Below are 24,215 nucleotides of genomic sequence, written 5' to 3' on the forward strand. Positions count from 1 at the left end.
ATCCCGGCGCTTGAAAAGTGAGCGGTGTTGCCGAGTCTAGGACTCGGTCTGGTCGGTGGTGGTGCGGATGCTGGGCAGGCTGTCGATGCCTCTGCCGCGAAGTCGGTAGCTGGCGCCCTTCAGGGTCAGGACGTCGGCGTGGTGAACGATGCGGTCGATCATCGCGGCGGCGACGGCTTGGTCGCCGAACACGCCACCCCAGCCGCTGAAGGGCAGGTTGGATGTGAGGATCAGGGAGGCGTGTTCGTAGCGTGATGAGACGAGTTGGAAGAACAGGTTCGCGGCGTCCTGCTCGAAGGGCAGGTAACCGACCTCATCGACGATGATGAGGCCGTAGCGCCGCAACCTGGCGAGCTCTTGGGGCAGCCGGCCGGCCCGGTGGGCATCGGTGAGTCTGGTGACCCACTCGGTCGCGGTCGCGAACAGCACTCGGTGTCCGTGTCGGGCGGCGGCGACTCCCAGCGCGGTGGCCAGATGTGTCTTCCCGGTCCCGGGCGGGCCGAGCAGAACGACGTTGCGGCCCTCGGTCAGGAACCCTCCCGAAGCAAGCGCGCCGATCTGCTGACGAACGGCCGGTTGGGCGTCGAAGTCGAAGTCCTCCAGCGTCTTCACGCCACCGAACCCGGCTGCGCGGATCCGCAGCTGTGCCCCTGAAGCGTTGCGAGCCGACACCTCGCGTTCCAAGACCGCGGCGAGGTAGTCCTCGTGGGTCCACCCGGCGTCGCGGGCCTGGTCGGCCAGTCGGGTGGCGGCTTCGGTGATCCGCGGTGCCTTCAACGCCGCGGCGAGGTAGGTGATCTGTTTGACGGCCTCGGTGCTCGCTGCGGCCCGGCCTGAACTGGCGGAACTGGCAGGGTTCTTGGTGGCGGCCATCAGCTGATCTCCTCGCAACCATCTGTGATGCCGCTGATCCCGAAGGCCCGGTCGTAGTCGGACAGGTCGCGCACCAGGTCCTCACCAGCGGTCGCGTGGACGCGGGGCTGTTGGAACTGCCTGCGCAGCCAGCCGGCTACTTCGACGTGCGCGGGGTCGGTGACCGTGGTTCCCCTGGCCCAGACGCGGGCGTGCTCGGCCACGATCCGGCCATCAGCGCGGACCCGGACGCGGTCAAGGTCAGCGGCCACGTCGACCATCCGACCGATCACGTTGGGGTCCACGGAGTAGTCGTTGGTGTCGAGGCGGACGTAGTAGTCGCGGCCCAGCCGGATCTTGTTGCGCCACCCCAGGTGCAGCGGGACCGGTGGCAGCGGCAACATCGCCGCCCGATCGGCATCGATGAGATCGGCTGGCGCGGCCTTGATCGTGCGGACCACCCTGGCGTTCGCCTTGTCCAGCCAGTCGGTGAACTGGGTGTTGAAGTCGCCCGGTGAGGTGAACGTCCGCCCGGGCATGAAGGAGGTCTCGAACCAGCCGTTGCGGCGTTCCACCACGCCCTTGGACTCCGGGTCCCTCGGCGGCAACAGCACCAGCTTGGTGGCCAGGGTGCCCATGAACGCGGTCACCCCCTCGGCGCGACGAGGGCCACGACCGATGCCAGGTTCGTTGTCCCAGATCAGCCGACGCGAGACCCGGCCGAGTTGCTGGATCAGCTCCCACGAGCCAAGCAGCAGGTCCTCGGTCTTCCTCGTCGGGATCATCCGTCCCGTCACGAACCGCGAATGCGCCGCGGTGATCACCAACACCGGCAACAGCTTCGTGGTGCCGTCCTCGAGCGGGATCTTGCGCGGCGGGAACCACAGGTCGCACTGCGCCGCATCACCAGCGGTCCAGGTGATCCGATCCGCCGGATCGATCCGGACATGGTCGGGACGCAGCCGCCGCACGTTGTCGCTGAACCATCGGATCGAGCCAGTCCACCCCACCCGCTCGGCCAGCACCGTGGCCGGCATGTCCGGGGTCTGCTCCAGCAGCGCCCGCACGTGTGGCTCGAACTCCGTGAACGACGTCGGCCCCGGCGCCCGCACATAGCGCGGCGGCGCATCCGAGTTCACCGCCTTGATGACCGTGGTCCGCGAGATCCCCAGCCGCTCAGCGATGCGCGACTTCGGCACCCCGTCCGCAGCCAGCCTCCTGATCAGCGCCCAGTCCTCCAAAGTGATCACACTCCAATCGTTGAGTGCTCACTTTTCACCGCCGAAACTGTTCAGTTTTCGAGCGCCGCCGACAAGCAACGTTTCGCAGTGGTTGAAGGACTGGACGATACCCAATACCCAGCGCAAGCTGGGTGAGGCCAATCCTGAACGTCGCGGTCCTCACCATCAGCCTGGACCGCGGGGCGCCGCGTCAGCGAACCGACTCCAGTCGCCGCCCTTGGATCGCGGCTGCCGTTGCCACGACCAGCGTGAGCAGCATGGACAGCATCAAGGCTGGGATCGTCAGGTTGGACGCCAGGAAGTGCAGGCCACCGTCGTTGCTGAAGAGGTCCTCGGTCCTGCGGCTCTCCCAGCCGTCGTCCGCCAGCCGCCCGATGGCTGCGACTAGCTCGAAGAAGTTGCCGAGGACTGCAGCCGGGATCGACACGAGCAGGGCGCCGAGCAGGAGCCGGGCTGCCCGGGCATCTGGTGACGTCGTCCTACGCAGTCGCAGTGCCACGAGCGCCGCCCACACGAGAAGGCCAGCCGCGACGATGTGGAAGGCGATGTGGGGATGGCTGTCGCCGACACGTTCGACCAGCGCGGGTGCAGCGAGCGCGAAGATTGAAACGAACGGCACCCACACGAGTGCGACAAGCTTCCAGTGCTGTTTCACGACTGTCTCCCTTTGCTGGACACGACGTCAGAGGTCGTCGAACCGTAGGAAAGGGCCCGTCAAGTCCGCATCGGCCCTTTCGCCTAACCCGCTTCGACGGGTCGGTCTTGGGACCACATGGTGGCGGCGGCGTGCACCCGGCGGTTGTGGTCGGGCCCCTCGGGGAGGTCGAGCTTGGCGAACACCGAGCGGAGGTGTGCGTCAACCGTGCGTTCGGAGAGGACCAGACGTGCGGCGATGCCGGCGTTGGAGAGGCCCTCGGCGAGCAGGCCCAGCACCTCGACCTCGCGCTGGGTGAGGTGTGCGGTGCCTCCGGGCGCCTCGTACGCCTCGGGCGGTGGGTCCTGCGTCACAGGAGGCGCGTGAACGTCGATGCCGAGATGCTCCGTTAGGGCCTTCGTGCTTCCCCACCCTGCGATCGCCAACGCGATGTCCATGCCGACGACCACTAGTACCGCCGCCCACGCACTCGAAGTCAGCCCGGGCGCAGCGGCGAGAGCGCCGCACGCGATGACCAGGAGCGTCCCCGCCAGTGAGGACGCGGCAACAAACGCGAGTCGACGGGCCGCGGCGTCCTCCGCGCGCCACGCCGCCACCAGCGCCCACACCGGTCCGAGCAGCACTGTCGCCAGGAAGACCGCATTGATCGACATGCCGACCGCCGTTCCCGTCGAGGAAGGGATCAGTGCGGACGCTTTGAGAGGGGCGAAGTCGTCGAAGAACAGCATCATGGTGAGTGCGGCACTGCATCCCAGCACCAGCACTGCCAGCACTGGCCAGCGCGAGGACGTGCCGCCCAGGTAGCGCACCGCCAGCAGCGGCAGCGCGGTAAAGGTCGCCAGGACCGGCAGGTGGGCTGTCACGGCCAGGACGGCCGCCCCCCAGGCGGCAGGGCTACCAGGCATCCAGGCCGACGCAACCGTCGCCAACCCCCACACGAGCGGGTAGCAGGCAACCAGGACGGCCGACGCCACGAGGTACCGGCGCCACACCACCCATCCCGGCCGCGTCCGCGCCGACGAACGTTTCAGGACCCAGCCCGCGCCGGCGCCCGCCACAAGGGCGATGACCAGTCCGGGAAGCGACGTCACAGTCCCAGTGTGACGGCACCGACCGTCCCGGCGCCACGGTAGCCACAGTTGCCACTTTATATCGACGCGGTGGGAGCGGGGCCTCGGCCGACATGCGCTTCGTGAACCTTGCTCGCCCGTTTGGCGCCTACATTGCCGATACTTCTTGACCGCCCGCACTCGAAGCGGCAGGGAGGTCCGCAATTCGGTGCGGGCTCAGGCGGTCAACGCAACACCTCGGCTAGTGCTTGTGATGGTGTCTTGAAGCCGAGGGTCTGTCGAGGTCGGTCGTTGAGCTCGAGTGCGATGGCGTCGAGGTCGTCTTGGGTGAGGGTCCGGAAGTCGACCCTGCGGGGCAGGTACTGACGGAGCAGGCCGTTGGTGTTTTCGTTGCTGCCGCGCTGCCGCGCTGCCAGGGTGACTTGGGGTCGCAGAAGTAGACTTGGATGCCGGTCTGGTGGGTGAACCGTTTGTGCTCGGCCATCTCGTGGCCCTGGTCCCACGTGAGCGACCTCGCCAGGTGCTCGGGAAGGTCCGCAACGGCGGCAGCGAGCGCATCAGCGACGGCGTCGGCTTTGTGGTTCCCATTGGGCAGGCCGACGAGCATCAGGTAGCGCGTTGATCGCTCGACCAGGGTGGCGACCGGACTCATGCCCTTGCCGAAGACCAGGTCGCCTTCCCAGTGGCCGGGCACTGCCCGGTCGTCGGCTTCGGCCGGGCGCTCGCTGATGTTCACGATCCCGGGCCGGCCGCCTCGACCGTCGGGCAACCGGGTGCCGTGCGAGCGTCGGAAGACCCGGCACGCGACACCTGCCGTAGGAGAACGCTGCACCAACGATTCGTCGCTCTCGATGCGATCGGCAACATGATGAGCGACGAGTCGATCTGCGTCCCTCGCACGGAGCGCCCCGCCGACAGCTGGACCCGGTTCGCCCAGCCCGGTGTCGTTGATGAAGCAGGCACGTGCTTCCAAGCCCAAGTCCCAGCGTTCTGGTCTGCGTCGCACCTGACCGTAGCCGGCCCTGGGCGTAGCTACGGGTGCCGTCTCGGCGCCACCCATTGACACCCCTCGACCCGGCGCAGGCAACCGCTTGTACGGCCGCAGGAGACAGCTCAACACGACGATCGACGTCTCGCCGCCGGGGGCACGCGTGGGCAGCGCCCTTCTGGGTGCACATTGTCTGATGCTCGTTCATGTGGGTCACCAGCGTGCTCTTCCCAGGAGTGCTTGAAAAGTGCACAATCGGGGGACAACAAGCGGTGGACCGGGACCGGGACCGGGACCTCGGAGCTCGGTGGCGGCGGAGGAGTCGTGCTGGATGGCCGAGAGGGAGCACTTCGTCGCGGCGTACGACGAGCCCGGCGCTCTGGTCGCGTGCATAGCCAGCTTCGTCGCTGGAGAACGGCGTCCCGGTCGTCACGATCAGTCGGCCTACGCGCCGTCGTGCCGTCGATGACGTGCTGGCCGACTTGGGCGCCGACCGGTCGGTGCGAGGCGGAACGGCACCCTCGTCACTCTCGATGCCGAGGAAACGATGAGCCTGTTCATGGTCGAGAGGCGTCCGGACCCGGTGCGGTTCGCGGGGGTCGTCGCATCGTTGGTGCTTCCCGGCGGGGGTCCTGTCAGCGCCTTCGGCGAGATGGTGGCCCTGCTCTGGCAGCGCGGCGAGGTGGCGGCTGCCCTTGAGCTCGAGTCGTTGTGGAACACGGCCATCGTGGCGCACCCCATCAAGTTGCTGTGCGTGTATCCCGGGGAGTTGCTGGCAGGCTCCGGTCTGAGCGACGTGGCCCGGGCGTGCGACCTGCGCGACCACGTCAGCCTGATCGGGGCCCATCCTGGCGCCGGCGAGATGCCGCGGTGTTCTGACGCGGCCCTGTCCAGCATCCACCTCCCCGTCCCGGCGGCTGTCTCGTCCGTGCGCCGCTACGTCCGCGACGCCCTAACTGCGTGGGATCTTCACGCGCTGGTCGGCGACATCGCGCTGGTCACCTCCGAGCTCGCCACCAACGCCATCACGCACGGCAGCTCGCCCTTCCGGACGTCGCTCACTCGAGCCGACGGTGTCGTGCGCGTCGCCGTGGAGGACAGGTCAAGCGCCTGGCCCGAGCGGCACCACGCACGCCCGGGCGACCAGGACGGCCGAGGCATGGCCATCGTCGCGACGCTGTCGCAGCTCCGGCTGCGAGTCCACCCCCGGCGGCAAGATCGCATGGGCCGAGCTGAACATCTGACCCGGCGCGGCACGGGCTGCCCAAGAAGCACGGGAAAACGCGGGGCTGTGCGGTCTAGTCGGCACGCTCACAGTCGTGCGCAATCGTGGCCCGGGTCGTAGCGTGGTGGCCAGGCCCCACGGAGGAGTGTGCGGCGGCCTGAGGTCATGGGTGGGGGGGCGCTGACCGAATGGCCTGCTGCGCACGGGGCCCCGGGACGTTCTGTCACCATCCTTGACTGGTTTGGGAGTGGTGTGCCCCCGGTTTCGCGGAGTCGAGGTTCGTTGGATCTCATGCCACGGCGATGATGCGGTTCCTCTCGAACTCTATCGGCGTGAGCCATCCGAGTTGGCTGTGACGACGCTTGCGGTTGTGCCAGATCTCGAGGTATTCGAAGATCGCGTTGGCTAGCTGTGATGCCCAGCCAGGTTGTCCAACCTGGTGATGGGCGCGGCCTTCCCGATTGCTGAGTGGGGCCGGTGGTGGTTGTACTGGTGGACCCATGCTGGCAGAGCCGCGAGTCGGGCTGACTCGGAGTTGTAGAACTTCTTGAACGCCCAGCCCTCGGCCAGGGTGCGGTGGAAGCGCTCGATCTTGCCGTTGGTCTGCGGCCGGTAGGGCCGAGTCTTCTTCGGCGTGATGCCGAGATCGGCGCAGGTGTCGCGCCACAGGTGGGACTTGTNCATGGGCCGAGTCGGGGCCGCCGGCGACAACGCAGCCATGGAGTCATTCTTCGCGCTGCTGCAGAAGAACGTCCTCAACCGACGAACATGGTCGACGCGCGAGGAGCTGCGGATCGCCATCGTGACCTGGATCGAGAAGACCTACCACCGGCGCCGTCGCCAAGCCGCGCTCGGACGTTTGACCCCGGTCGAATACGAGCTGATCATGAAGCCGGCCGCGACCCAAGCGGCCTAACCAACCCTGTCACCAGTTCGTGCAGCAGTCCCGTGCAAGGTGATCCGCCGATAGGCGCCGAACGTTGGGTTCGGCCGCGTCGTTGCTAGCGGGGTGAGGCAGATACGGGCGCTCCCGTGTCAACCTCCGCCCCCCATGCCGCCGAGGTCCCGTTTCGGACGGTCTTCGCCATGGGGGGCCGGACTGCGCTTGTTCAGCACCCAGCCCGCCCACGCTAAGAACGCGACCAGAAGAATGACAACGATCAGCCAGCCCGGCATGGGAACCACCTCTCTCTGAGGCTAGGGCCATTGATACCAAAAGGCGCAATGGTCCAGACCGCCCATTGCCGCGACAAGATGGCGATCGGAGACAGGTCCGTCGGGCACGCCCGCTCATCGGCTGATCCGGATAATGGAGCTGCACCGATAGACGGCGGTCAGCGGCGGCACGTCGGCGCGACATGGCGTCCCTCACAGGTTTCAGCGTGGTCGGGGGAGTGGCCTGTTCCTGTGATGGTCGCCGCCCCGGGTGCACTCTCCCAATCACATGTTGGCGGGCGACAACATCGGGGACACGCATCGGTCCTATTCACCTAAGTCCGTTCAGGGCTCACAGCGATCAAATCGGGCCTGTGTTTTTCGTTGCGTCCTGCGAGCTGCTCGTAGGTGACCGCGCCACAGGAAGACCTTGCACGTAGCGCTGAAGGTGTGGGCCGATCTGAACCGATCGTCGAGGAGCCACCACGGACAGGGCCACCTGAGGCTGGTGCCACGCGAGGGCCACGGCCAGGGTCGGCGCTGGGGCAGACTCGAGTGGTAGCCGCTGTCCCTCGTGGCCGGGCTCGGCGAGATTGAAGGAAGAGAGCGCTTGATGACGGATGCCTATACGACCCGGACGCTGTCGCCGGAGAGCTGGGACGACTTCTCCGCGTTAGTGGAAGCCAACAACGGGGTGTGGGGTGGCTGCTGGTGCATGGGCTTCCATGTCGAAGGGTTCGGCAGTGCCCCAACCCCTGAGCGCAACCGAGCCGCGAAGCGCGCCCACGTGGACCGAGGCACGGTGCACCAGATCCTCGTCTACGACGCGGACGGCAGCTGCGTGGGTTGGTGCCAGTACGGAACCCCGGCGGAGCTGCCCAATATCAAGAACGCAGCCAAGTACAACGCTGATACGCCAGAGCTACCCACGTGGCGGATCGGGTGCATCCTCACCGGAAGCCGCCACCGCGGCCGTGGTGTCGCCCGTGCGGCTGTCGCGGGCGTGCTAGACGCGATCCAGGCTGCCGGCGGCGGCGTGGTGGAGGCCTATCCCGAGCAGACCCTCCATCGCAAGCCGCAGCGCGGCGCCTACCTGCACACCGGCCCAGAGGAGCTCTACGAGCAGTTCGGGTTCGTGCGAGAGCGTCGCATAGCCAAATGGCGGTGGGTTATGCGCGCGGAGGTCTGAAGATCGTCCCACGCAAGGATCCCCTTGTGGGACGCACGGATCGCGGCAGCCATTGGATCGGGAGTTCGGTCAGTCTTGGCTGCCGCCTAGATCGACACCCGGCGCGGCGTAGTCGCCACAAACGGGCGAGGAGCAGGTTCCCTGACGGGATGTAACGACGGCATGCCACCGCGGAGCCGCCGGGTCTCAGTCGGAGAGGCGCTCCCCCGACTCGGTGTCGAACACGTGGACGTGCTCGGGGTCGGTCGTGACGTAGAGCGTCTCGCCCTTGTGCGGGTGGTGCCGGCCGCCGCTGACGCGCACGATCACGTTGGACGGCGTGCCCTCCACGTCGCTGGTGCCGTAGACGTAGCTGTCGGCGCCGAGCTCCTCGACCACCGTCACCTTGACCGGGAGGCCGCCGTCCTCCGCCGTCACGAGCCGCCAGTTCTCGGGGCGCACACCGACGGTGACCTTGCCCGACATCTTGCGCTCGGCGGTCGGGTCGACCGGCACCTGGTAGCCGCCGATCTTGACGCCTCCGTCGGCCGCCACGCCCTCCATGAGGTTCATCTGCGGCGAGCCGATGAAGCCGGCGACGAACAGGTTGGCGGGCTTGTCGTAGAGCTTGAGCGGGGTGTCGACCTGCTGGAGCACGCCGAGCTTCATCACCGCGACGCGGTCGCCCATCGTCATCGCCTCGACCTGGTCGTGGGTGACGTAGACGGTGGTGACGCCGAGGTCCTGCTGGAGGCGGGCGATGTCGGTGCGGGTCGCCACGCGCATCTTGGCGTCGAGGTTGGACAGCGGCTCGTCCATGCAGAAGACCTGCGGGTTGCGGACGATCGCGCGACCCATGGCGACGCGCTGGCGCTGACCACCGGACAGCGCCTTGGGCTTGCGCTCGAGGAACTCGGTGAGCTGGAGGATCTCCGCCGCCTTGGCGACGCGCTCCTTGCGCTCGGCCGCGGGCACCTTGGCCATCTTGAGCGAGAACGCCATGTTCTCCTCGACCGACATGTGCGGGTAGAGCGCGTAGTTCTGGAAGACCATCGCGATGTCGCGGTCCTTGGGCGGGATGTTGGTGACGTCGCGGTCACCGATGTAGATCTTCCCGTCGTTGACCTCCTCGAGGCCCGCGAGCATGCGCAGGGTGGTGGACTTGCCGCAACCCGAGGGCCCGACGAGCACCATGAACTCGCCGTCCTTGATCTCCAGGCTGATGCCCGGAACCGCTGGTTCGTCGGCGCCGGGATACCACCGCTGCGCCTTCTCGAACGTCACTGTTGCCATTGTCTGCTCCTTCACCGGCAGGTACGTGCCGGACGATCCGTAATGAGTGGGTTGCTGCGGTGCTGCCTGCTGTCTCTGTGTTGTTCGCATGCGATGCGTCGCGTGGCCTCTGAAGGTCAAGGAGGGTGCTGGACTGATCCGCCTACGCGTAGCGACATCGGCACGGTCGTTCGCAGGGGCGCTGTGTGTTCGCGGTCCCCGCGGGTGAGTAGGCGGCGTACGGCGAGGGCGCCGAGTTCTGCCGCGGGCAGGTCGAGCGATGTCAGGGCCGGACGTAGCCAACTCGCAAGCGCGGATCCGTCAAGGGACACCACGCTGACGTCGTCGGGCACTCGTAGGCCGGCCTCGGCCAACGCCTGGTAGACCCCCATCGCGACCCGGTCGCTCATGCAGATCACGCCTTCGACGTGACCGCCTTCAGCGAGCCAGCGGGTGGTGGCGTCAAAGGCAGCGGCCGTCGTCCAAGTACACGACAACACGGCCGCCGGCTCGATGTCGGCGGCGGCGAGCCGGGCGCGGATGCCGGCTACGCGGCGTGGCCCTGCCAGGTCTCTTGCATCGGCGCTGGGGGCGCCCACGACCGCGATGTCGGTGACACCGGCCGTGTGAAGGACTCCTGCTGCGACGCCACCGGCTGCATGGTCGTCGGGCACGACACAGGGGGTTGGCCGTTGGGGGTCCTCGCAGTTCAGGAGCACCACGGGAAGACCGTGGAGCGGTTCTGGGAGGCGGATGATTCGGGTGGCCTGCGTGGCATATACGAGTCCGTCGACGCCGCGGTCCAGCAGCTCCTCGATGAGGCCAAGCTCGAGCTGTGGGTCGCCACCGCCTTCGACCAGCAGCGCGAGGTGGCCGAGCTCGCGAGCGGCTTGAGTAGCGCCGGCCAGGGTGCTCACGCCGTACCGGTCGCCGGTGACGTGGTCGGAGACCAGGCCGATGGTGGCGGTGGTTCGGGTGCGTAGGTTGCGCGCGCTCGGGTTTGGCCGGTAGTCGAGGATCTCGGCCGCGGCACGAACCTTGGCGACGGTGGACGGTGAGATCCGCATCTGGTCGGCGCGGCCATTGAGGACGTAGGACACCGTGGTTGTCGATACCCCTGCCCTGGTCGCGACGTCGCGCAGCCGCGCCGGCTTGGGGCGTTCGCCTCCGGCCATGGACTGGGACGAATCGGACGGTAACGGGCGGGGAGGGCTCGGGGTGGGCACGGCTGATCGCTTTGCCTCAGTCGGTCATCAGCCAGGCGGCTGCATCGGCTGGCAGTTCGCACTCGGACGCGCCCGGGGTGCTGATCAGGACGGGCTCGTGGGTGAGCTCGATCGGCGTGCTGCCGAGGTTGAGGACGCACTCGAAGCCCGACCCGCGACGGAAGTGCAGGACGGTGTCGGGTGAGTCGAGCCAGGTCAGGCCGGGGTGGTGAAGGTCGGAGTTCTCGCGTCGGAGAGCCAAGAGCCGGCGGTACAGGGTGAGCATCGAGTCGGGGTTGCCGTTCTGGGCGTCGACCGTGAGGTTCACCCACGCCGCAGGCTGCGGGAGCCACGGTGTGACTTCGGGTGGGGAGAAACCGAAGGGCTGCGCGTCGCCAGACCACGGGATGGGTACGCGGCAGCCGTCACGGCCACGGATGGTGCCGCCGGAGCGGTGGAAGACGGGGTCTTGGAGGACCTCGGCGGGCAGGTCCTCAACCTCGGGGAGGCCGAGCTCTTCGCCTTGGTACAGGTAGGCGCCGCCGGGCAGTGCGAGGGTCAGGAAGATGGCGGCTCGGGCGCGGCGGCGGCCCAGGGCCAGGTCGCTGGGTGCCTTCTCCTCGAACCCCAGGGGTGCCCATCTGGCTTCGCGTCCGAAGCGGGTGAGGTGGCGGATCTCGTCGTGGCTGGACATCGCCCAGGTCGCTGGGGCGTGGACGAGCTCGAGGGCTTGCAGGGTGTCGTCGATGACGGTGCGCAGCTCGGCCGGGTCCCAGTTCGCGTGCACGTAGTCGAAGTTGAACGCGGTGTGCAGTTCGTCGGGGCGCAGGTACATGGCCAGGCGCTCGGCACCGTTCACGACCGCCTCGGCGACGAAGATCTTGTCGTCGCCGTAGGTGTCGATGAGAGCTCGCCATCGGCGCATGACGTCGTGGAGGGTGTCGACGTCCCAGTGCGGGTTGTCGACCCACGCCGCGGACTGGAACTGCAGGTCGTGGGAGTACACCGCGTCCGGGAGGCCGGCCTTCTTGCCCATGGCGGGGACCGCGTCGATGCGGAATCCGTCGACGCCCAGGTCCAGCCAGAACCGCAAGATGTCCTCGAACGCGAGGTTGACCTCTTCGGACTCCCAGTTCAGGTCTGGCTGGTCGGGGGCGAAGGTGTGCATGTAGTACTCGCCTGGATCGCCCGAGGAGTTGGGCACCCTCGTCCATGCCGAGCCCCGGAACGCGCTGATCCAGTTGTTCGGGGGCTCGTCGCCGCCTGCGCCTCGGCCGGGCCGGAAGATGTACCGGTCGCGCTCAGGCGAGCCGGGGTCGGCCGCTAGGGCAGCGCGGAACCAAGGGTGCTCCTTCGAGGTGTGGTTGGCAACGAGGTCGAGGATGACTCTCAGCCCGTGGCGGTGCGCCTCGGTGAGCAGCTGCCGCGCATCCTCGAGCGTCCCGTAGAGCGGGTGGATGTTCTTGTAGTCAGATACGTCGTACCCGCCGTCGGCCATCGGTGAGGGGTACCAAGGCGCGATCCAGATGGCGTCGACACCGAGATCACGCAGGTATCCCAGCCGGCTGGTGATGCCCGGCAGGTCTCCATGACCGTCGCCGTTGGCGTCGGCGAAGCTGCGCGGGTAGATCTCGTAGATGACGGCTGTACGCCACCAGGCGGCGTCTTCAGGTGTGGACGTCGTCATGACCGACCTTCCTCGTTGAGGCGGTTGGAGGAGCGATACGCGCCGGGATTGTGGGCGCGGTCGCAGGATGTACGCGGTGTGCGCCGGTGGCGGTGCTCAGCCCTTGACGGCGCCGGCAAGCATGGCCTTTGAGAACTGTCGCTGGAAGATCAGGAACACGATGATCGTGGGAGCCATGATGATCAGCGACCCAGCGTTGAGGAGCACCACGTCGGTGGAGTACTGGCCCACGAAGTTGAGCAGTGCCCCGGCCATGGTGCGGTGCGACGGTTCGTCGATGAGTGTGATGGCCTGGAGGAAGTTGTTCCAGGTCCACAAGAACAGCAGGAGGCACATCGACGAGATGGCCGGGATGGCGAGCGGGATCTGGACGTAGCGGAACGACTTCCACGTGGTGGCGCCATCGATCGCGGTGGCCTCGGTGAGGTCCTTGGGGATGGACATGAAGTGGGCGCGCATCCAGAACACCGCGAATGGCATGAAACCGCCTACGAGGGCGAGGATGAGCCCGAGTCGGGAGTTCAGGAGGCCGTAGTCCCGCATCTGGTAGTACAGCGGGACGATGGTTGCTTCCTGGGGAAGCGTCAGTCCGAAGAGGAGCAGGACGAAGAAGACGTTGCCGCCCGGGATCTTCAGTTGTCCGAGGGCGTAGCCGGCCATCGTCGCGAACAGCGCGGCCAGCGGAACCACGCCGGCCACGAGGATGAGGCTCGAGACGAGCAGCGGGGTGATGTCCGCGACCTTCCATGCGTCGGCGAAGTTCTGCCACTGCGGGTCTGAGGGCCAGCTGATGCCGGATGGTACAGAGCCTTGGGGTTGAAGAGCCGCGGAGAGCATGGAGACGATCGGGAAGATGCAGAACAGCATCGTCACGACGAGCAGGAGGACGCCTGGGAATCGTTCGCGCACCGATCGCATTGGTCAGTCCTCCTTGAAGAAGCGCTGGATGGGAAGGATGACGGCCAGGATGAGAACCGTGAGCACGATGCCGACGGCGCTGGCCAGTCCGATGCGGGACTCGGTGAAGCCGAGCTGGTAGATCAGAACGCCGGGGACCATGGTCGCGTTGCCGGGCCCGCCCTGAGTCGACATGAGGACGATGTCGAAGCTGGCGAGAGCGGCGATGATGGTGATGGTGACGCACACGCCGATCTCGTGACGCAGTCCGGGGAGCGTGACTGATCGGAAGGTGTTGAAGAAGCCGGCGCCGTCGAGGCGGGCTGCCTCGTAGATGGAGCCGTCGATCTTGCCCATGCCGGAGATCAGCAGGATGGTGCAGAACCCCAGTCCCAGCCAGCTGCCGATGACGCCGACCGAGGGCAGCGCCCAAGTGAAGTCACCGAGCCAGGCTCGAGTGAAGCTGTCGAGGCCGATGGCCCGCAGGAGCTGGTTGACGGCTCCGTTGGAGGAGAACATCCACACCCACGCGATCGCGGCGGCTGCGCCGGGGATGATCTGCGGCAGGAACAGCAGCGTGCGCGCCGTTGTGACCAGGCCGCGGAGCTTGATCTCCTGCAGCAGCGCGGCGATGAGCAGGCCGCCGGTGACCGGGATGAGGGTGAAGAAGATGATGAGGAAGAACGAGTGCCCGATGGTGCCCAGCAGTTCCGGCTCGGTGAGCACGCGGCGATAGTTCTCGATGCCCACGAACTCCGAGGCGGTGATGCCGTCCCAGTCGTAGAACGAGTACTGGAAGGCGGTCACGATGGGGCGCAGGACGAACACCACGTACATGATCAGCGCGGGGAGTGCGAAGAGCCACCCGCTCCAGTTGGTGTTGCGGCGCGCCCTGGGGCGGGCGTGCCCGCCCCCGCCCCCGACCTCGCTCACGGCTTCGCCCGCGAGCGTGGCGTCCAGGGTGCCACTCACTGGAGCTGTTCCTCGTACGCGCCCTGGATGTTGGCCAGATAGTCGGCGGGGCTGACTCGACCGGCCAGGAGCTCCTGGGTCTGGGACAACCAGTCGGCGTTGATGCCGCTGGTGGCGTTCTGCACGAACTGCACCTGACCGTCGGCCTCCACGAGCTGGGTGAACGCTTCCTGAACCTCAGCCTTGAGCGAGCCGGGCTCCGTCTCGGGGGTCTCGCCTGTACCGCTGGGGCCGGCTCCCGTGTCCACGACGATCTGGCGCGCCTCGGGTGAGAGCAGGAAGTTCAAGAACGCGGCCGCTGCGTCCTTCTGGTCTGACTGCGCCGGGATGCCGAAGTTCGAGACCGGGTCGGACATGCCGAGCGGGGAGCCTGCCTCGCCGACGGGAGCGAGGACGAACCCGACCTTGTCGCCCATCTGGTCCTGCAGCGCGGACGCGTCCCAGCTGCCGGAGAAGAAGTACAGGGACTCGCCCTTGACGAACCGGCCGAGCGCTACGGTTCCGTCCGTGCCGTTGGCGTCGTCGTTGAAGTAGCCGTTGTCGACCCAGCCCTCGACGATCTCGACTGCCTCGAGCGCCTCGGGGGTGTCGATGGTGGCGTCGGGGACGTTGAACACCCAGTCGTTGATCGGCTGCTTGCCGACGGTGTTGTTCATCATCATCTGCACAGCGAACGTCGCGCCGCCCGTCTGGTTGCCCGACATGATGGGTGTGACACCCGCATCCTTGGCGGTGGCCATGGTCGACTCGAGCTCCTCGACCGTGGTGGGGGGCTCAACGCCGAGCTCCTCGGCCACGTCCTTGTTGTAGTAGATGCCGGTGAGGACGAAACCGCTGGCGACCGTGTACTGCGAACCGGAGCCACGGACCCCGTCGTCGTCCACGCGGTACATCGCGAGCTGACCCTCGGGAAGGTCGTTCCACCCGTACGCCTCGGCGTAAGGGTCGAGGTTCGTCAACTGGTTGTTGCCGACGATGTCGGAGAGCGCATTGATGCGGGCGATGTCCGGGGGGTCGTCGGAGGCCAGCACGCGGGGTGCATTCTGGGCCTGGACGTCGTCGGGGTCGAACCGGGTCTTGACCGTGATGTTCGGGTACTGCTCCGTGAACGCCTCGATGAGGGTGTCGTCGATGGCCTTCAGGCCGGCGCCGTCGTAGAGGGTGATCTCCACCTCTTCGTCGCCAACGTCGGTGCTGATGGCGTCCGGGTCGACGGTGGTGTCAGCCTCGCCGGCGCCCCCGCTTCCCGGAGAGGAGCAGGCAACGAGCATCGAGGCGGCAACCAGCGCCGCGGCCCCCGGAATCAGGCGGTGCCGAGACCCGCGAATCGAACGCTGAGCGGTCATGAGGTTCCCTCCATGGGCGAGCAGTTCCGATATAGTTCGGAAACGTTTCCGTGAACCATGTCACAGCCAGTGAGAGGTGTCAACGACCGCCCCGGAGCCTCTTTATCGCCACTCGCAACGGGCCGCCAAGACCAGGCAGGGCGGTTCGGTGTCCACGAAATCATGCTTGATCTGCGTAATCGACCCGCCACTGTGGTGCCCTGGCGCGCGCGCTGGCTAGAGTGAGTCACATGACCGCCAAAGATGCCGAGCCCGGCACCTCCGGAACTCGACGCCCTTCTCGCCGCAAGGAATCGAAAGCGCTTCCTACTGCGGGGGGGTCGCACGTCAACATGGAGGACATCGCTCGCGCCGCGGGAGTCTCCATGGCGACGACGTCGCGGGCTCTCAATGGTGCTTACGGTGTCGCGGAGAAGACCCGCGCTCGGGTTCTGGAGGTCGCAGCCGAGCTGTCCTACGTGGTGTCCCCGGCTGCGTCCGCGTTGTCCGGCGGGTCGACCGGCCGGGTCGCGGTGGTCGTCCCGCACCTGTCGCGATGGTTCTTCGGGGAGATGCTCAACGGCATCGAGTCGGTGTTCCGGCAGGCCAACCTCGACCTGATGCTCTACCACGTCGGGGACGCCGAGAACCGACGCTCGTTCTTTCACGACCTGCCCGCACGCCGCAAGGTCGATGCCGTCCTGGTGGTCGGCATCCCGGTCAACCCCGAGGAGCAGGAGCGCCTCGCGCTCATGGGTGTAGGAGTCGTGGCGGCCGGCGGTCAGTCGGCCCCGTACCCGCTGGTGAGCATCGACGACGAGAAGGCCGGCTGGCAGGCGATGAACCACCTGTTACATCTGGGTCATCGCCGCATCGCCATGATCGACGCGATCGACCCGCACGCGGTGGTGTGGCCGATAGACGGCCGCGCACTGGCCTACACGGAGGCGTTGAAGTCCGTTGGTGTCGAACCCGATCCGGAGCTGCTGGTCCGTTCACCGTGGGGTGCGGACGAAGGCGCACAGGCGATGGCCGAATTGTTGACCATGCGTAAGCCGCCTACGGCCGTCTTCGTACACTCCGACGAGATCGCCTTCGGCGCTTTGAGAGCCATCCGGCAGGCGGGGCTGCGCGTACCAGAGGACATCTCGGTCATCGGCATCGACGACCACCCACTCTCGGCGCAGGTTGGGTTGACCTCGGTGCGCCAAGAAGTCTTCGAGCAAGGTCAGCACGCCGGCCGGCTCGTCCTCGGCGTCCTCGGGCGCACGGACGGTCCCCCGTCGTCGATCATCGTGCCGACCAGGTTGGTGCCCCGTGGCAGCACGGCACGCGTAGCTGACCCGGGCCATGCCTGAACCCGCGAGTCCCGTCCCCGCGAGTGACTTCGATGCCGACTCCAGGGTGGTTGCGGATACAAAGCTGCCGGCGAGGCGAGGGTCGTCTACATCGCGTGCCCCGACCCGTCATCCGTCACCCGAACACTCGTTGACCACCCACCGGTTAGCAGCACCCAGGAGGCTTTGATGCTCGTATCCGAGACGAACTGGATCTGGGACAGCTGGGTCGCCGACGACGGCGACTTCTACCACCTGTTCTATCTGCAGGCGCCCCGCTCGCTAGTCGACGCGGGGCTGCGACACCTGGCTGCGACCGTGGGTCACGCCCGCTCGCGGGACCTCGTGGACTGGGAGATCCTTCCTGACGCGCTCGGCCCCACAGAAGGAGCATGGGACGACGTGTCCATCTGGACCGGCTCCACCGTTCAAGGCGACGACGGGGTGTGGCGGATGTACTACACCGCAACCAGCTCGCGCGGGTACGGCGTCCGAGACCAGCTCATCGGATTGGCCGAGTCTGAAGACCTGCTTACGTGGCGCAAGGTCGGCGACTCGCCTCTTCTCGCCGCCGATCCCACCTGGTACACGACGCTGCCGGAGGACGGCTCGGCCAGCGAAACGTGGCGCGACCCCTTCGTCTTCCGCGATCCGGATGGGGATGGGTGGCACATGCTCATCAGCGCACGCAGTCACACCCACGGCCAGAACGACGACGGCGTCCTGGCGCACGCGACCTCGAGCGACATGCGCACGTGGGAGATCGGTCCGCCGGTGTGCGACCCCGGATTTGGTTTCGGCCAGCTCGAGGTGGCCCAGGTCAAACAAGTCGACGGCCGATGGGTGCTGGTGTTCACCTGCCACCCTCAGGAGATGACAGCCGAGCGTCGCGCGCTGACCGGCGACTACTGCACATGGTCCGTACCTGGAGGCAATGCGCACGGCCCTTGGGATATCGGCCTCGCGCGCCCCTTCACCGCCGAGCCAGACCTCTTCGCCGCGCCATTGGTGCAGCGCCGAGACGGTTCATGGGCCCTGATCGGGTTCCGCAACACCGAACCCTCCGGCGTGCTCTCCTTCGAGATCATCGACCCCATCCCGGTAGTCGTAGACGCGGCCGGTGTGCTGCAGCGACGTGACGAGCGACAGAGCGCCGTGTGAAGGCGAACACGTCGGCATATCGGACACCGGCTGGCGGATCGACAAGTGTCCGCCGCTACTTCGCGGATGATCGGCTTCGAACACTCATCGGCATTCCCGGTTGTCCCGCAAGCCAAACGTCATCCGAAAAACCATGCTGCCGTTCGCCTGATGTGCGTTGGCTCGTCCCAGTGCACCCGTCCGATGAAGATCCCGGCACGGGGGCGGCGTCGCACGGTTCGAACCAGGCGTAGCGCTGATGCTTGCCCCCTCCCTATCGCGTGTTGGCGGGCGACAACATCTCCTGTCTGAGTGCATTCGGGGGCCACCGAACCCGGGGTTTGCACTTGAGCACCCGACGTTCAGCGGGCGAGGACTCACCGCGGTCAACGTCCGCCAGTGCGTTTACCCCGCAAGCGAACGCTGTCGTCAGCGGACGCGGGCCTTGACCCTTGGGTCTGGCTTCAGCGTGGCGGTCGTGGCGTCGCCCTCGGGATGCGGGTGACGGTTGCTGGCCCGACGATCAACCACCAGGTGTCTGTGTGCAGCGAGGTCGTCAGGGACGGGTCCGCATCTGTGGCGAACGCTGACCGGCCGGGCGCGGGGCGAGGCCTCTTCGACTTCGGGACCGGATCGACCGTCGTAGTCGGGTGCTCCAGGGATCCGAGCACTTGATGGTAGGCGGTGACGAGCTCGTCGAAACGCCTGGCCGCATCAGGCGCTCCGGAGGTATCTGGGTGGATGGCGCGCGCACGCAGCCGATAGGCCCGGGCGATCTCCGAGCGGGGCGCACCCGGTCCCAACCCCAACACCGTCCACGCCGCAAGCGGGGCGGCGTTCCCCTGTGCCATGCGGAACCTCCTCGAACGGAGTGACTGTCCGGGATCCTCTTGAACTGTTGCCTACCGAGTGAGAAAATCTTTAATACCCAGTATAGGTCAATCGATGGTCCTCGGACCAGAGACGCCAGCAAGGAGGAGCACCGATGTTGATGCGAACCGACCCGTTCCGCGACCTCGACCGCCTCGCCGAGGCTGCGCTGGGTACCCGTGCCCGACCCGCAGTGATGCTGATGGAGGCCTACCGTGAAGGTGAGACCTTCGTGATCCATCTCGACCTTCCCGGCGTCACACCGGACACCATCGACCTCACCGTTGAGCAGAACGTGCTCTCGGTACACGCTGAGCGCAAGCCACCCGCCAGCCACAGTGCCGAGCGGCTCATCGACGAGCGCCCCTACGGCGTGTTCAGCCGGCAGTTGTTCCTGGGCGACAACCTCGACGCGGACAACCTCAACGCCGACTACCACGCCGGCGTCCTCACCATCACCATCCCGATCGCGGAGAAGGCCAAGCCCCGAAAGGTCGAGATCACCGCGGGCGAGTCGATCGGCGAGTCGAACAAGGAGATCACCAGCTGACCCGACCGCTCCAGGTGGCGCGCCCACGTCCCTGCACACGAGAGGAGGTGAACGGTGATGGGCACGGCGATCAGCGAACGGATCCGCGCGTTCCGGTCGGGTGCGGAGAGACGCACGTCTGACGTTCTCACCCGCCTGCGCCGGGTGGCCGGTCAGTGGTTGTACGGCAACCACCCACGGCACGAACAACGGAACTGAATGAGCGGGCCCCGGCGACCCAACCCGGGCTCGGGGCCCCGACTCGAGATGGAATACCGAAACCACGGCGAACACACGAAGCACCGTTGACACGTGATCGACGAATCGAGACTCGTAACTGCTGCACTATGCGGTTGTGGTCCTGGAGTGGGCAGACGTTCAGTTGCCACCGGCAGGCCGCCACCGTAGATGCGTTGAGTCGTCCTTGTACCGAAGGAAGGAGGGTCCGACATGACGACTCTGACGTTCCCCACGCGCCCGCCGAGGAGGATGTACGGCCGGCGTCGACCCGTGTTCTCCGCCACGCGAGCCGTGCTCAACACGGCTAAGACTGCCGTCTTCCTCGGCGCTCTCGGTGGCCTGCTGGTCCTCGTGGGCTCGCTGTTCGGCCGGGGCGGCGCCGTGGTCGGCCTTGTCTTGGGGCTGCTCGTCGCCGGGGGGTCCTACTGGTTCTCCGACACCCTCGCCATCCGTGCCGCCGGCGCAGTGCCCGTGAGCGCGGAGGAGATGCCCGAGTACCACCGCATCGTCCGCGAGCTGTGCGCCGAGTCCGGGCTTCCCACGCCCAAGCTCTACCTCGCCCCCGATCTGCAGCCGAACGCGTTCGCGACCGGCCGCAACCCGAACCACGCCGCCGTCGCGGTCACCCGCGGGATCCTCGACTTCCTCACGTGGGACGAGCTCAAAGGGGTGCTGGCGCACGAGCTGAGCCACATCGGGAACCGGGACGTCCTGATCTCCTCGGTCGCCGCCGCCGTCGCGACGGGCATCAACTTCTTGGCGAACATGGCCGCGTGGCTGCCATTCTTCGGCAGCTCTTACGACGAGGACGAGGGCGCCACGCTGAACCCGATCGCCGTGCTGGTCGCGGCCCTGCTGGCTCCACTCGCGGCCGGTTTGCTGCAAATGGCGCTCTCCCGCAGTCGCGAGTTCGAGGCCGACCGGACCGGCGCACAGTTGCTCGGCGATGGTCGCCCGCTCGCCCGCGCGTTGGTGAAGATCGACCGGGCCGCCCGGGCGGTGCCAATGGACGTCCACCCCACTCAGGCGTCGAAGTACATCGTCAACCCGCTGACCGGCAGCCGCGCCAGTTTCGCCAGTCTCTTCCTGACCCACCCCTCGACCGAGGAGCGGGTGGCCCGCCTCATCTCAGCCACCAGGGTTCGGTGAGCAGCTCGGTTAAGGGGTTCGCTGCCGCTGCCGCTGCCGGCACCGGGCCCCTGACCAATAGACGTACCGCTAGGTGTGATGCCCAGCCAGGTTGTCCAACCTGGTGATGGGCGCGGCCTTCCCGATTGCTGAGTGGGGCCGGTGGTGGTTGTACTGGTGGACCCATGCTGGCAGAGCCGCGAGTCGGGCTGACTCGGAGTTGTAGAACTTCTTGAACGCCCAGCCCTCGGCCAGGGTGCGGTGGAAGCGCTCGATCTTGCCNGTTGGCTGTGACGACGCTTGCGGTTGTGCCAGATCTCGAGGTATTCGAAGATCGCGTTGGCTAGCTGTGATGCCCAGCCAGGTTGTCCAACCTGGTGATGGGCGCGGCCTTCCCGATTGCTGAGTGGGGCCGGTGGTGGTTGTACTGGTGGACCCATGCTGGCAGAGCCGCGAGTCGGGCTGACTCGGAGTTGTAGAACTTCTTGAACGCCCAGCCCTCGGCCAGGGTGCGGTGGAAGCGCTCGATCTTGCCGTTGGTCTGCGGCCGGTAGGGCCGAGTCTTCTTCGGCGTGATGCCGAGATCGGCGCAGGTGTCGCGCCACAGGTGGGACTTGTAACAGCTGCCGTTGTCGCTGAGCACGCGTGTGACGGTGACGCCACGCTCGGCGAACCAGGCGACTGCGTTCTTGAGGACCTCGGTGGCGGTCTCCTTGGTCTCGTCATCATGGGCTTCGACGTAGGCGACGCGGGAGTGATCGTCGATGACGGTGTGCAGGTAGCAAGTGCCAATGTTTGGGTTGTAGCTCTTGCTGCGCGAACCGGTTCGCGCAGCGGTCGCGGCGCGGTTCTTCTCGCCCTGTTGTTTGCCCACGTAGCGCCAGCCGCCGCCGTCGGGCACCTTGCCGAGTTTCTTGACGTCGACGTGGATCAGGTCGCCGGGCTTCTCGTGCTCGTAGCGGCGGATCGGCTCACCGGTGGCACGGTCGATGTGGGCAAGCCGGTTGAGCCGGCACCGGACCAGCACCGCGTACACGGTCGAGGACTGCATGCCGAGCCGGTCGGCGATCTCAACCGGCCCCAGCCGCTGCTTCCACCGCAGGTGCACGATCTTGCGCACCACCCGCACCGGAGTGCGGTTGGGCTGGTGGTGCGCACGTGAGGATCGATCAAGCATCCCGGCTGGGCCTTCGGCCTCGTAGCGATCAGCCCACTTCTTTGCGGTCTTCCACGACACGTCGAAACGCTCGGCGGCGCGGGCGATGTCCCAGCCCCCGTCGACGATGAGCTTGGCCATCTTGAGGCGGGCACGAGGGGTCAATGCGGCGTTGGCATGGGTAGCGTGGGACATGAAGGCCTCCTTCGGTGGCGGAGCGGTTCATAGACAGCTCCACTCCACACCGGGGAGGCCTTCACCCATCACAGGTCAAACCGTGTCGTCGCAGGATCTCGACCAACGTGCCTGGGCATCACAGCTAGGTAGACACCCACCTGGACGACTAGACGGTATGGCGTAGCCGTCTCATCGTGAGCGGTTGCGGNTGCGGCGTTGGCATGGGTAGCGTGGGACATGAAGGCCTCCTTCGGTGGCGGAGCGGTTCATAGACAGCTCCACTCCACACCGGGGAGGCCTTCACCCATCACAGGTCAAACCGTGTCGTCGCAGGATCTCGACCAACGTGCCTGGGCATCACAGCTAGCTCGAGTCGGGTGTTCCACTTCTTGCGGTCGAGGAGCTCGACCTGCATGCGCGACCGGAACGCCTCGATCATGGAGTTGTCGTAGCAGTCGCCGATGCTGCCCATCGAGGCGAGCAGACCGGAGTCCTTCGCGCGCTTGGTGAAGGCCCAGGAACCGAACTGCCTGGGTTCAACCAGTCGAAGTAACACCTCGATCGTGGAGGTGTTGATGGGACGACAGCCAGGTTGGATGGTCACGCAGACAGGACGGCCGGCGCGGAGGTCGCCGGGGAGGCCGCCGGTCGGCGAGGAGTCGATCGACCAGCCCACGACACGGCGTGAGTAGGTGTCGAGGATGACGCAGCAGTAGACCTTGCCCTCTCTGGTCGGGTGCTCGGTGATGTCGGTGACCCAGAGCTGGTTCGGGCCGGCCCGGTTGAACTGCCTTTCGACCCGGTCGGTGGCGATGTTGTCGGGCAGGATCCGCTTCCACCGACGTCGCCCGGTGATGCCAGCCGGGCCTGCGCGGCGCATCAGCAGCTGCACCTGGTTGTGCCCGACTACGACGCCCCGGCCGAGGGTGAGCTCGGCGTGCACGCGCCGGCCGCCGTAGATGCCGTGGGACTCGAGATGGATCTGGGTGATCAGGTCGGTCAGCATCGCGTGGCGGATCGAGCGTTCGGACGGCGCGCGTCTGCGGTGCTCGTAGAACCCGGACTCCGAGACACCGAGGACCTTGCACGCGACCTGGACCGCCATCCCCTCCGCGGCCATCACTTCGATGGCCGCGTACCGCCTTTTGGGCTGGTCTCCTCCTTGAGAAGCTCGGTCGCGCGGCGGCTGATTGCCAGCTCTGCCTCGAGTTCGGCGATCCGCTGCTTCGCCTTGGCCAACTCGGCGTTCTCGGCGGTGCTCAGCCCGGGTTGAAGGCCCCGGTCGATGCGGTCTTGGCGACGCAAGCTGTAGATCGTCTGGTCGCTGATGTCGAGGTCGTGCGCGATGCTGGCGACGCTTCTTGCCGTCCGCGAGAAGGTCGAGGACCTTGCGTCGAAACTCTGCCGGGTAGCCCCGTCGCCCCATCTGTTCCTCCTGGTGTCAGGCACCAGAATCCAGAAATCCAGACTCCGTGGGACCAGGGACACACCAGAGCCTCCATCAGACCCGGGGCGATTCAACATGATGAGCGGCCTGATCGGCCTCCGTGATCAGGCCGAGCACGTCGAAACCGCAGAGCGGCCTACCCGCCGCCACCAATGTCTGTAAAGCGGTCCAATGCGCCGCTACGGCCGCCCGGGTGGTCCTTTCCGCATCGGCGTCAACGCATGTAACGCTGATTGTCCTCGTTCCACATGACGACGAACCTGTGAAGTCCGAAGCGGCAGCGCCAGGATCCTTTGCTCATGGTCTCCTCCCGGGGCTTCAAACCGCCCCGCATTCATAGAAGGGCTTGTTGAGTCGACGACCTCTGGATCGGCAGGCGTTAGGTCGGCGGTAGGCCGCCGGACTCGTACGCCAGCCGTCGGAGGTTCACGCTCGTGCCCCCCGGGGGTCTGCTCGAAGGTCTTGGCCTGCTGCCTTGT

Annotated in this window: 21 protein-coding genes and 5 pseudogenes; 8 read left to right on the top strand and 18 right to left on the bottom strand. The window is 66.8% G+C overall.

Translation table 11 applies throughout. From position 1 onward, the window contains the following. Positions 1 to 36: 36 nt before the first annotated feature. The 5 genes and pseudogenes from istB to AC57BS_RS05170 form a co-directional block, all read right to left on the bottom strand. Positions 37 to 873 (bottom strand): IS21-like element helper ATPase IstB, encoded by an 837-nt coding sequence (gene istB, locus AC57BS_RS05150; RefSeq protein WP_496410388.1) that lies wholly within the window; start codon positions 871 to 873, stop codon positions 37 to 39. Beyond that, positions 873 to 2,102: an IS21 family transposase gene (gene istA / locus AC57BS_RS05155; protein ID WP_496410389.1), complete on the bottom strand. Its 1,230-nt coding sequence runs from the start codon at positions 2,100 to 2,102 to the stop codon at positions 873 to 875. Before istA ends, istB begins: the two co-directional genes overlap by 1 nt. Positions 2,103 to 2,283: 181 nt before the next feature. Beyond that, positions 2,284 to 2,748: a hypothetical protein gene (locus AC57BS_RS05160; RefSeq protein WP_496410390.1), complete on the bottom strand. Its 465-nt coding sequence runs from the start codon at positions 2,746 to 2,748 to the stop codon at positions 2,284 to 2,286. An 83-nt stretch (positions 2,749 to 2,831) separates the two neighbouring features. Continuing rightward, a complete protein-coding gene (locus AC57BS_RS05165; RefSeq protein WP_496410391.1) occupies positions 2,832 to 3,839 on the bottom strand; it encodes a helix-turn-helix transcriptional regulator in 1,008 nt (335 codons plus the stop codon). A 203-nt stretch (positions 3,840 to 4,042) separates the two neighbouring features. Then, positions 4,043 to 4,590: pseudogene (locus AC57BS_RS05170) on the bottom strand (IS30 family transposase); the annotation flags it as partial. A 727-nt stretch (positions 4,591 to 5,317) separates the two neighbouring features. On the opposite strand from AC57BS_RS05170, the pseudogene AC57BS_RS05175 reads away from it, so the two are divergent. Both AC57BS_RS05175 and AC57BS_RS05180 read left to right on the top strand, forming a co-directional pair. Continuing rightward, positions 5,318 to 5,599 (top strand): annotated as a pseudogene (locus tag AC57BS_RS05175) (DEAD/DEAH box helicase family protein); the annotation flags it as partial. Between the two features lie 69 nt (positions 5,600 to 5,668). Then, positions 5,669 to 6,151, top strand: coding sequence for an ATP-binding protein (locus AC57BS_RS05180; RefSeq protein WP_496411245.1), 483 nt, complete (start codon positions 5,669 to 5,671; stop codon positions 6,149 to 6,151). 169 nt (positions 6,152 to 6,320) lie between these two features. Here the strand turns inward: AC57BS_RS05180 and AC57BS_RS05185 are convergent, their stop codons facing one another. Next, entirely contained in the window at positions 6,321 to 6,533 is a 213-nt protein-coding gene (locus AC57BS_RS05185) for an IS3 family transposase (RefSeq protein ID WP_496410392.1), read from the bottom strand. Then, positions 6,437 to 6,706: pseudogene (locus AC57BS_RS05190) on the bottom strand (integrase core domain-containing protein); the annotation flags it as partial. The pseudogene AC57BS_RS05190 and the gene AC57BS_RS05185, both read right to left, overlap by 97 nt. A 7-nt stretch (positions 6,707 to 6,713) precedes the next feature. Between AC57BS_RS05190 and AC57BS_RS05195 the strand changes: the two are divergent. Together AC57BS_RS05195 and AC57BS_RS05200 are read left to right on the top strand one after the other, a co-directional pair. Continuing rightward, a pseudogene (locus AC57BS_RS05195) lies at positions 6,714 to 6,947 on the top strand (integrase core domain-containing protein); the annotation flags it as partial. 852 nt (positions 6,948 to 7,799) lie between these two features. Then, positions 7,800 to 8,375: a GNAT family N-acetyltransferase gene (locus tag AC57BS_RS05200; RefSeq protein ID WP_496410393.1), complete on the top strand. Its 576-nt coding sequence runs from the start codon at positions 7,800 to 7,802 to the stop codon at positions 8,373 to 8,375. Positions 8,376 to 8,561: 186 nt separating this feature from the next. On the opposite strand, the gene AC57BS_RS05205 is transcribed toward AC57BS_RS05200, so the two are convergent. From AC57BS_RS05205 to AC57BS_RS05230, 6 genes are all read right to left on the bottom strand, one after another. Beyond that, positions 8,562 to 9,647, bottom strand: a complete 1,086-nt coding sequence (locus tag AC57BS_RS05205; protein ID WP_496410394.1) for an ABC transporter ATP-binding protein — start codon at positions 9,645 to 9,647, stop codon at positions 8,562 to 8,564. Between the two features lie 116 nt (positions 9,648 to 9,763). Further along, the gene (locus tag AC57BS_RS05210; RefSeq protein ID WP_496410395.1) at positions 9,764 to 10,801 is read right to left on the bottom strand and encodes a LacI family DNA-binding transcriptional regulator; all 1,038 of its coding nucleotides are present in this window, start codon (positions 10,799 to 10,801) and stop codon (positions 9,764 to 9,766) included. A gap of 67 nt (positions 10,802 to 10,868) precedes the next feature. After that, positions 10,869 to 12,518, bottom strand: coding sequence for a glycoside hydrolase family 13 protein (locus tag AC57BS_RS05215; protein ID WP_496410396.1), 1,650 nt, complete (start codon positions 12,516 to 12,518; stop codon positions 10,869 to 10,871). 96 nt (positions 12,519 to 12,614) lie between these two features. Then, the gene (locus AC57BS_RS05220) at positions 12,615 to 13,436 is read right to left on the bottom strand and encodes a carbohydrate ABC transporter permease (protein WP_496410397.1); all 822 of its coding nucleotides are present in this window, start codon (positions 13,434 to 13,436) and stop codon (positions 12,615 to 12,617) included. A 3-nt stretch (positions 13,437 to 13,439) separates the two neighbouring features. Further along, positions 13,440 to 14,387 (bottom strand): carbohydrate ABC transporter permease, encoded by a 948-nt coding sequence (locus AC57BS_RS05225; RefSeq protein WP_496410398.1) that lies wholly within the window; start codon positions 14,385 to 14,387, stop codon positions 13,440 to 13,442. Next, positions 14,384 to 15,733 carry an ABC transporter substrate-binding protein gene (locus AC57BS_RS05230; protein ID WP_496410399.1) on the bottom strand — a complete coding sequence of 450 codons (1,350 nt, stop codon included), beginning with the start codon at positions 15,731 to 15,733 and terminating at the stop codon, positions 14,384 to 14,386. The genes AC57BS_RS05225 and AC57BS_RS05230 overlap by 4 nt, the downstream gene beginning before the upstream one ends. Positions 15,734 to 16,065: 332 nt before the next feature. Between AC57BS_RS05230 and AC57BS_RS05235 the strand changes: the two genes are divergently transcribed. Continuing rightward, positions 16,066 to 17,070, top strand: a complete 1,005-nt coding sequence (locus AC57BS_RS05235) for a LacI family DNA-binding transcriptional regulator (protein ID WP_496411246.1) — start codon at positions 16,066 to 16,068, stop codon at positions 17,068 to 17,070. A gap of 168 nt (positions 17,071 to 17,238) precedes the next feature. Beyond that, positions 17,239 to 18,210, top strand: a complete 972-nt coding sequence (locus AC57BS_RS05240; RefSeq protein ID WP_496410400.1) for a hypothetical protein — start codon at positions 17,239 to 17,241, stop codon at positions 18,208 to 18,210. A 443-nt stretch (positions 18,211 to 18,653) separates the two neighbouring features. On the opposite strand, the gene AC57BS_RS05245 is transcribed toward AC57BS_RS05240, so the two are convergent. Continuing rightward, positions 18,654 to 19,040 (bottom strand): DnaJ domain-containing protein, encoded by a 387-nt coding sequence (locus tag AC57BS_RS05245; RefSeq protein WP_496410401.1) that lies wholly within the window; start codon positions 19,038 to 19,040, stop codon positions 18,654 to 18,656. Between the two features lie 134 nt (positions 19,041 to 19,174). Here AC57BS_RS05245 and AC57BS_RS05250 point away from each other — a divergent pair, with 134 nt between their 5' ends. Both AC57BS_RS05250 and AC57BS_RS05255 read left to right on the top strand, forming a co-directional pair. Further along, the gene (locus AC57BS_RS05250) at positions 19,175 to 19,609 is read left to right on the top strand and encodes an Hsp20/alpha crystallin family protein (RefSeq protein ID WP_496410402.1); all 435 of its coding nucleotides are present in this window, start codon (positions 19,175 to 19,177) and stop codon (positions 19,607 to 19,609) included. A 429-nt stretch (positions 19,610 to 20,038) separates the two neighbouring features. Beyond that, positions 20,039 to 20,977: a M48 family metalloprotease gene (locus AC57BS_RS05255; RefSeq protein ID WP_496410403.1), complete on the top strand. Its 939-nt coding sequence runs from the start codon at positions 20,039 to 20,041 to the stop codon at positions 20,975 to 20,977. A 69-nt stretch (positions 20,978 to 21,046) separates the two neighbouring features. On the opposite strand, the pseudogene AC57BS_RS05260 reads toward AC57BS_RS05255, so the two are convergent. From AC57BS_RS05260 to AC57BS_RS05275, 4 genes and pseudogenes are all read right to left on the bottom strand, one after another. Next, positions 21,047 to 21,247 (bottom strand): annotated as a pseudogene (locus tag AC57BS_RS05260) (integrase core domain-containing protein); the annotation flags it as partial. Between the two features lie 52 nt (positions 21,248 to 21,299). After that, positions 21,300 to 22,307 (bottom strand): IS481 family transposase, encoded by a 1,008-nt coding sequence (locus AC57BS_RS05265; RefSeq protein ID WP_496410404.1) that lies wholly within the window; start codon positions 22,305 to 22,307, stop codon positions 21,300 to 21,302. Between the two features lie 289 nt (positions 22,308 to 22,596). After that, entirely contained in the window at positions 22,597 to 23,409 is an 813-nt protein-coding gene (locus AC57BS_RS05270; RefSeq protein WP_496410405.1) for an IS3 family transposase, read from the bottom strand. Continuing rightward, entirely contained in the window at positions 23,409 to 23,738 is a 330-nt protein-coding gene (locus AC57BS_RS05275; RefSeq protein WP_496410406.1) for a transposase, read from the bottom strand. Before AC57BS_RS05275 ends, AC57BS_RS05270 begins: the two co-directional genes overlap by 1 nt. Positions 23,739 to 24,215 lie beyond the last annotated feature (477 nt).

This window comes from Nocardioides sp. BGA-UO-ETr-FS32 (assembly GCF_059567905.1).

Bases quoted from the DNA above. Each gene is read 5' to 3' on its own strand.
- istB (WP_496410388.1), bottom strand. From the start codon at position 873: ATGGCCGCCACCAAGAACCCTGCCAGTTCCGCCAGTTCAGGCCGGGCC.
- AC57BS_RS05180 (WP_496411245.1), top strand. From the start codon at position 5,669: ATGCCGCGGTGTTCTGACGCGGCCCTGTCCAGCATCCACCTCCCCGTC.
- AC57BS_RS05185 (WP_496410392.1), bottom strand. From the start codon at position 6,533: ATGGGTCCACCAGTACAACCACCACCGGCCCCACTCAGCAATCGGGAA.
- AC57BS_RS05200 (WP_496410393.1), top strand. From the start codon at position 7,800: ATGACGGATGCCTATACGACCCGGACGCTGTCGCCGGAGAGCTGGGAC.
- AC57BS_RS05205 (WP_496410394.1), bottom strand. From the start codon at position 9,647: ATGGCAACAGTGACGTTCGAGAAGGCGCAGCGGTGGTATCCCGGCGCC.
- AC57BS_RS05210 (WP_496410395.1), bottom strand. From the start codon at position 10,801: ATGGCCGGAGGCGAACGCCCCAAGCCGGCGCGGCTGCGCGACGTCGCG.
- AC57BS_RS05215 (WP_496410396.1), bottom strand. From the start codon at position 12,518: ATGACGACGTCCACACCTGAAGACGCCGCCTGGTGGCGTACAGCCGTC.
- AC57BS_RS05220 (WP_496410397.1), bottom strand. From the start codon at position 13,436: ATGCGATCGGTGCGCGAACGATTCCCAGGCGTCCTCCTGCTCGTCGTG.
- AC57BS_RS05230 (WP_496410399.1), bottom strand. From the start codon at position 15,733: ATGACCGCTCAGCGTTCGATTCGCGGGTCTCGGCACCGCCTGATTCCG.
- AC57BS_RS05235 (WP_496411246.1), top strand. From the start codon at position 16,066: ATGGAGGACATCGCTCGCGCCGCGGGAGTCTCCATGGCGACGACGTCG.
- AC57BS_RS05240 (WP_496410400.1), top strand. From the start codon at position 17,239: ATGCTCGTATCCGAGACGAACTGGATCTGGGACAGCTGGGTCGCCGAC.
- AC57BS_RS05245 (WP_496410401.1), bottom strand. From the start codon at position 19,040: ATGGCACAGGGGAACGCCGCCCCGCTTGCGGCGTGGACGGTGTTGGGG.
- AC57BS_RS05250 (WP_496410402.1), top strand. From the start codon at position 19,175: ATGTTGATGCGAACCGACCCGTTCCGCGACCTCGACCGCCTCGCCGAG.
- AC57BS_RS05255 (WP_496410403.1), top strand. From the start codon at position 20,039: ATGACGACTCTGACGTTCCCCACGCGCCCGCCGAGGAGGATGTACGGC.
- AC57BS_RS05265 (WP_496410404.1), bottom strand. From the start codon at position 22,307: ATGTCCCACGCTACCCATGCCAACGCCGCATTGACCCCTCGTGCCCGC.
- AC57BS_RS05270 (WP_496410405.1), bottom strand. From the start codon at position 23,409: ATGGCCGCGGAGGGGATGGCGGTCCAGGTCGCGTGCAAGGTCCTCGGT.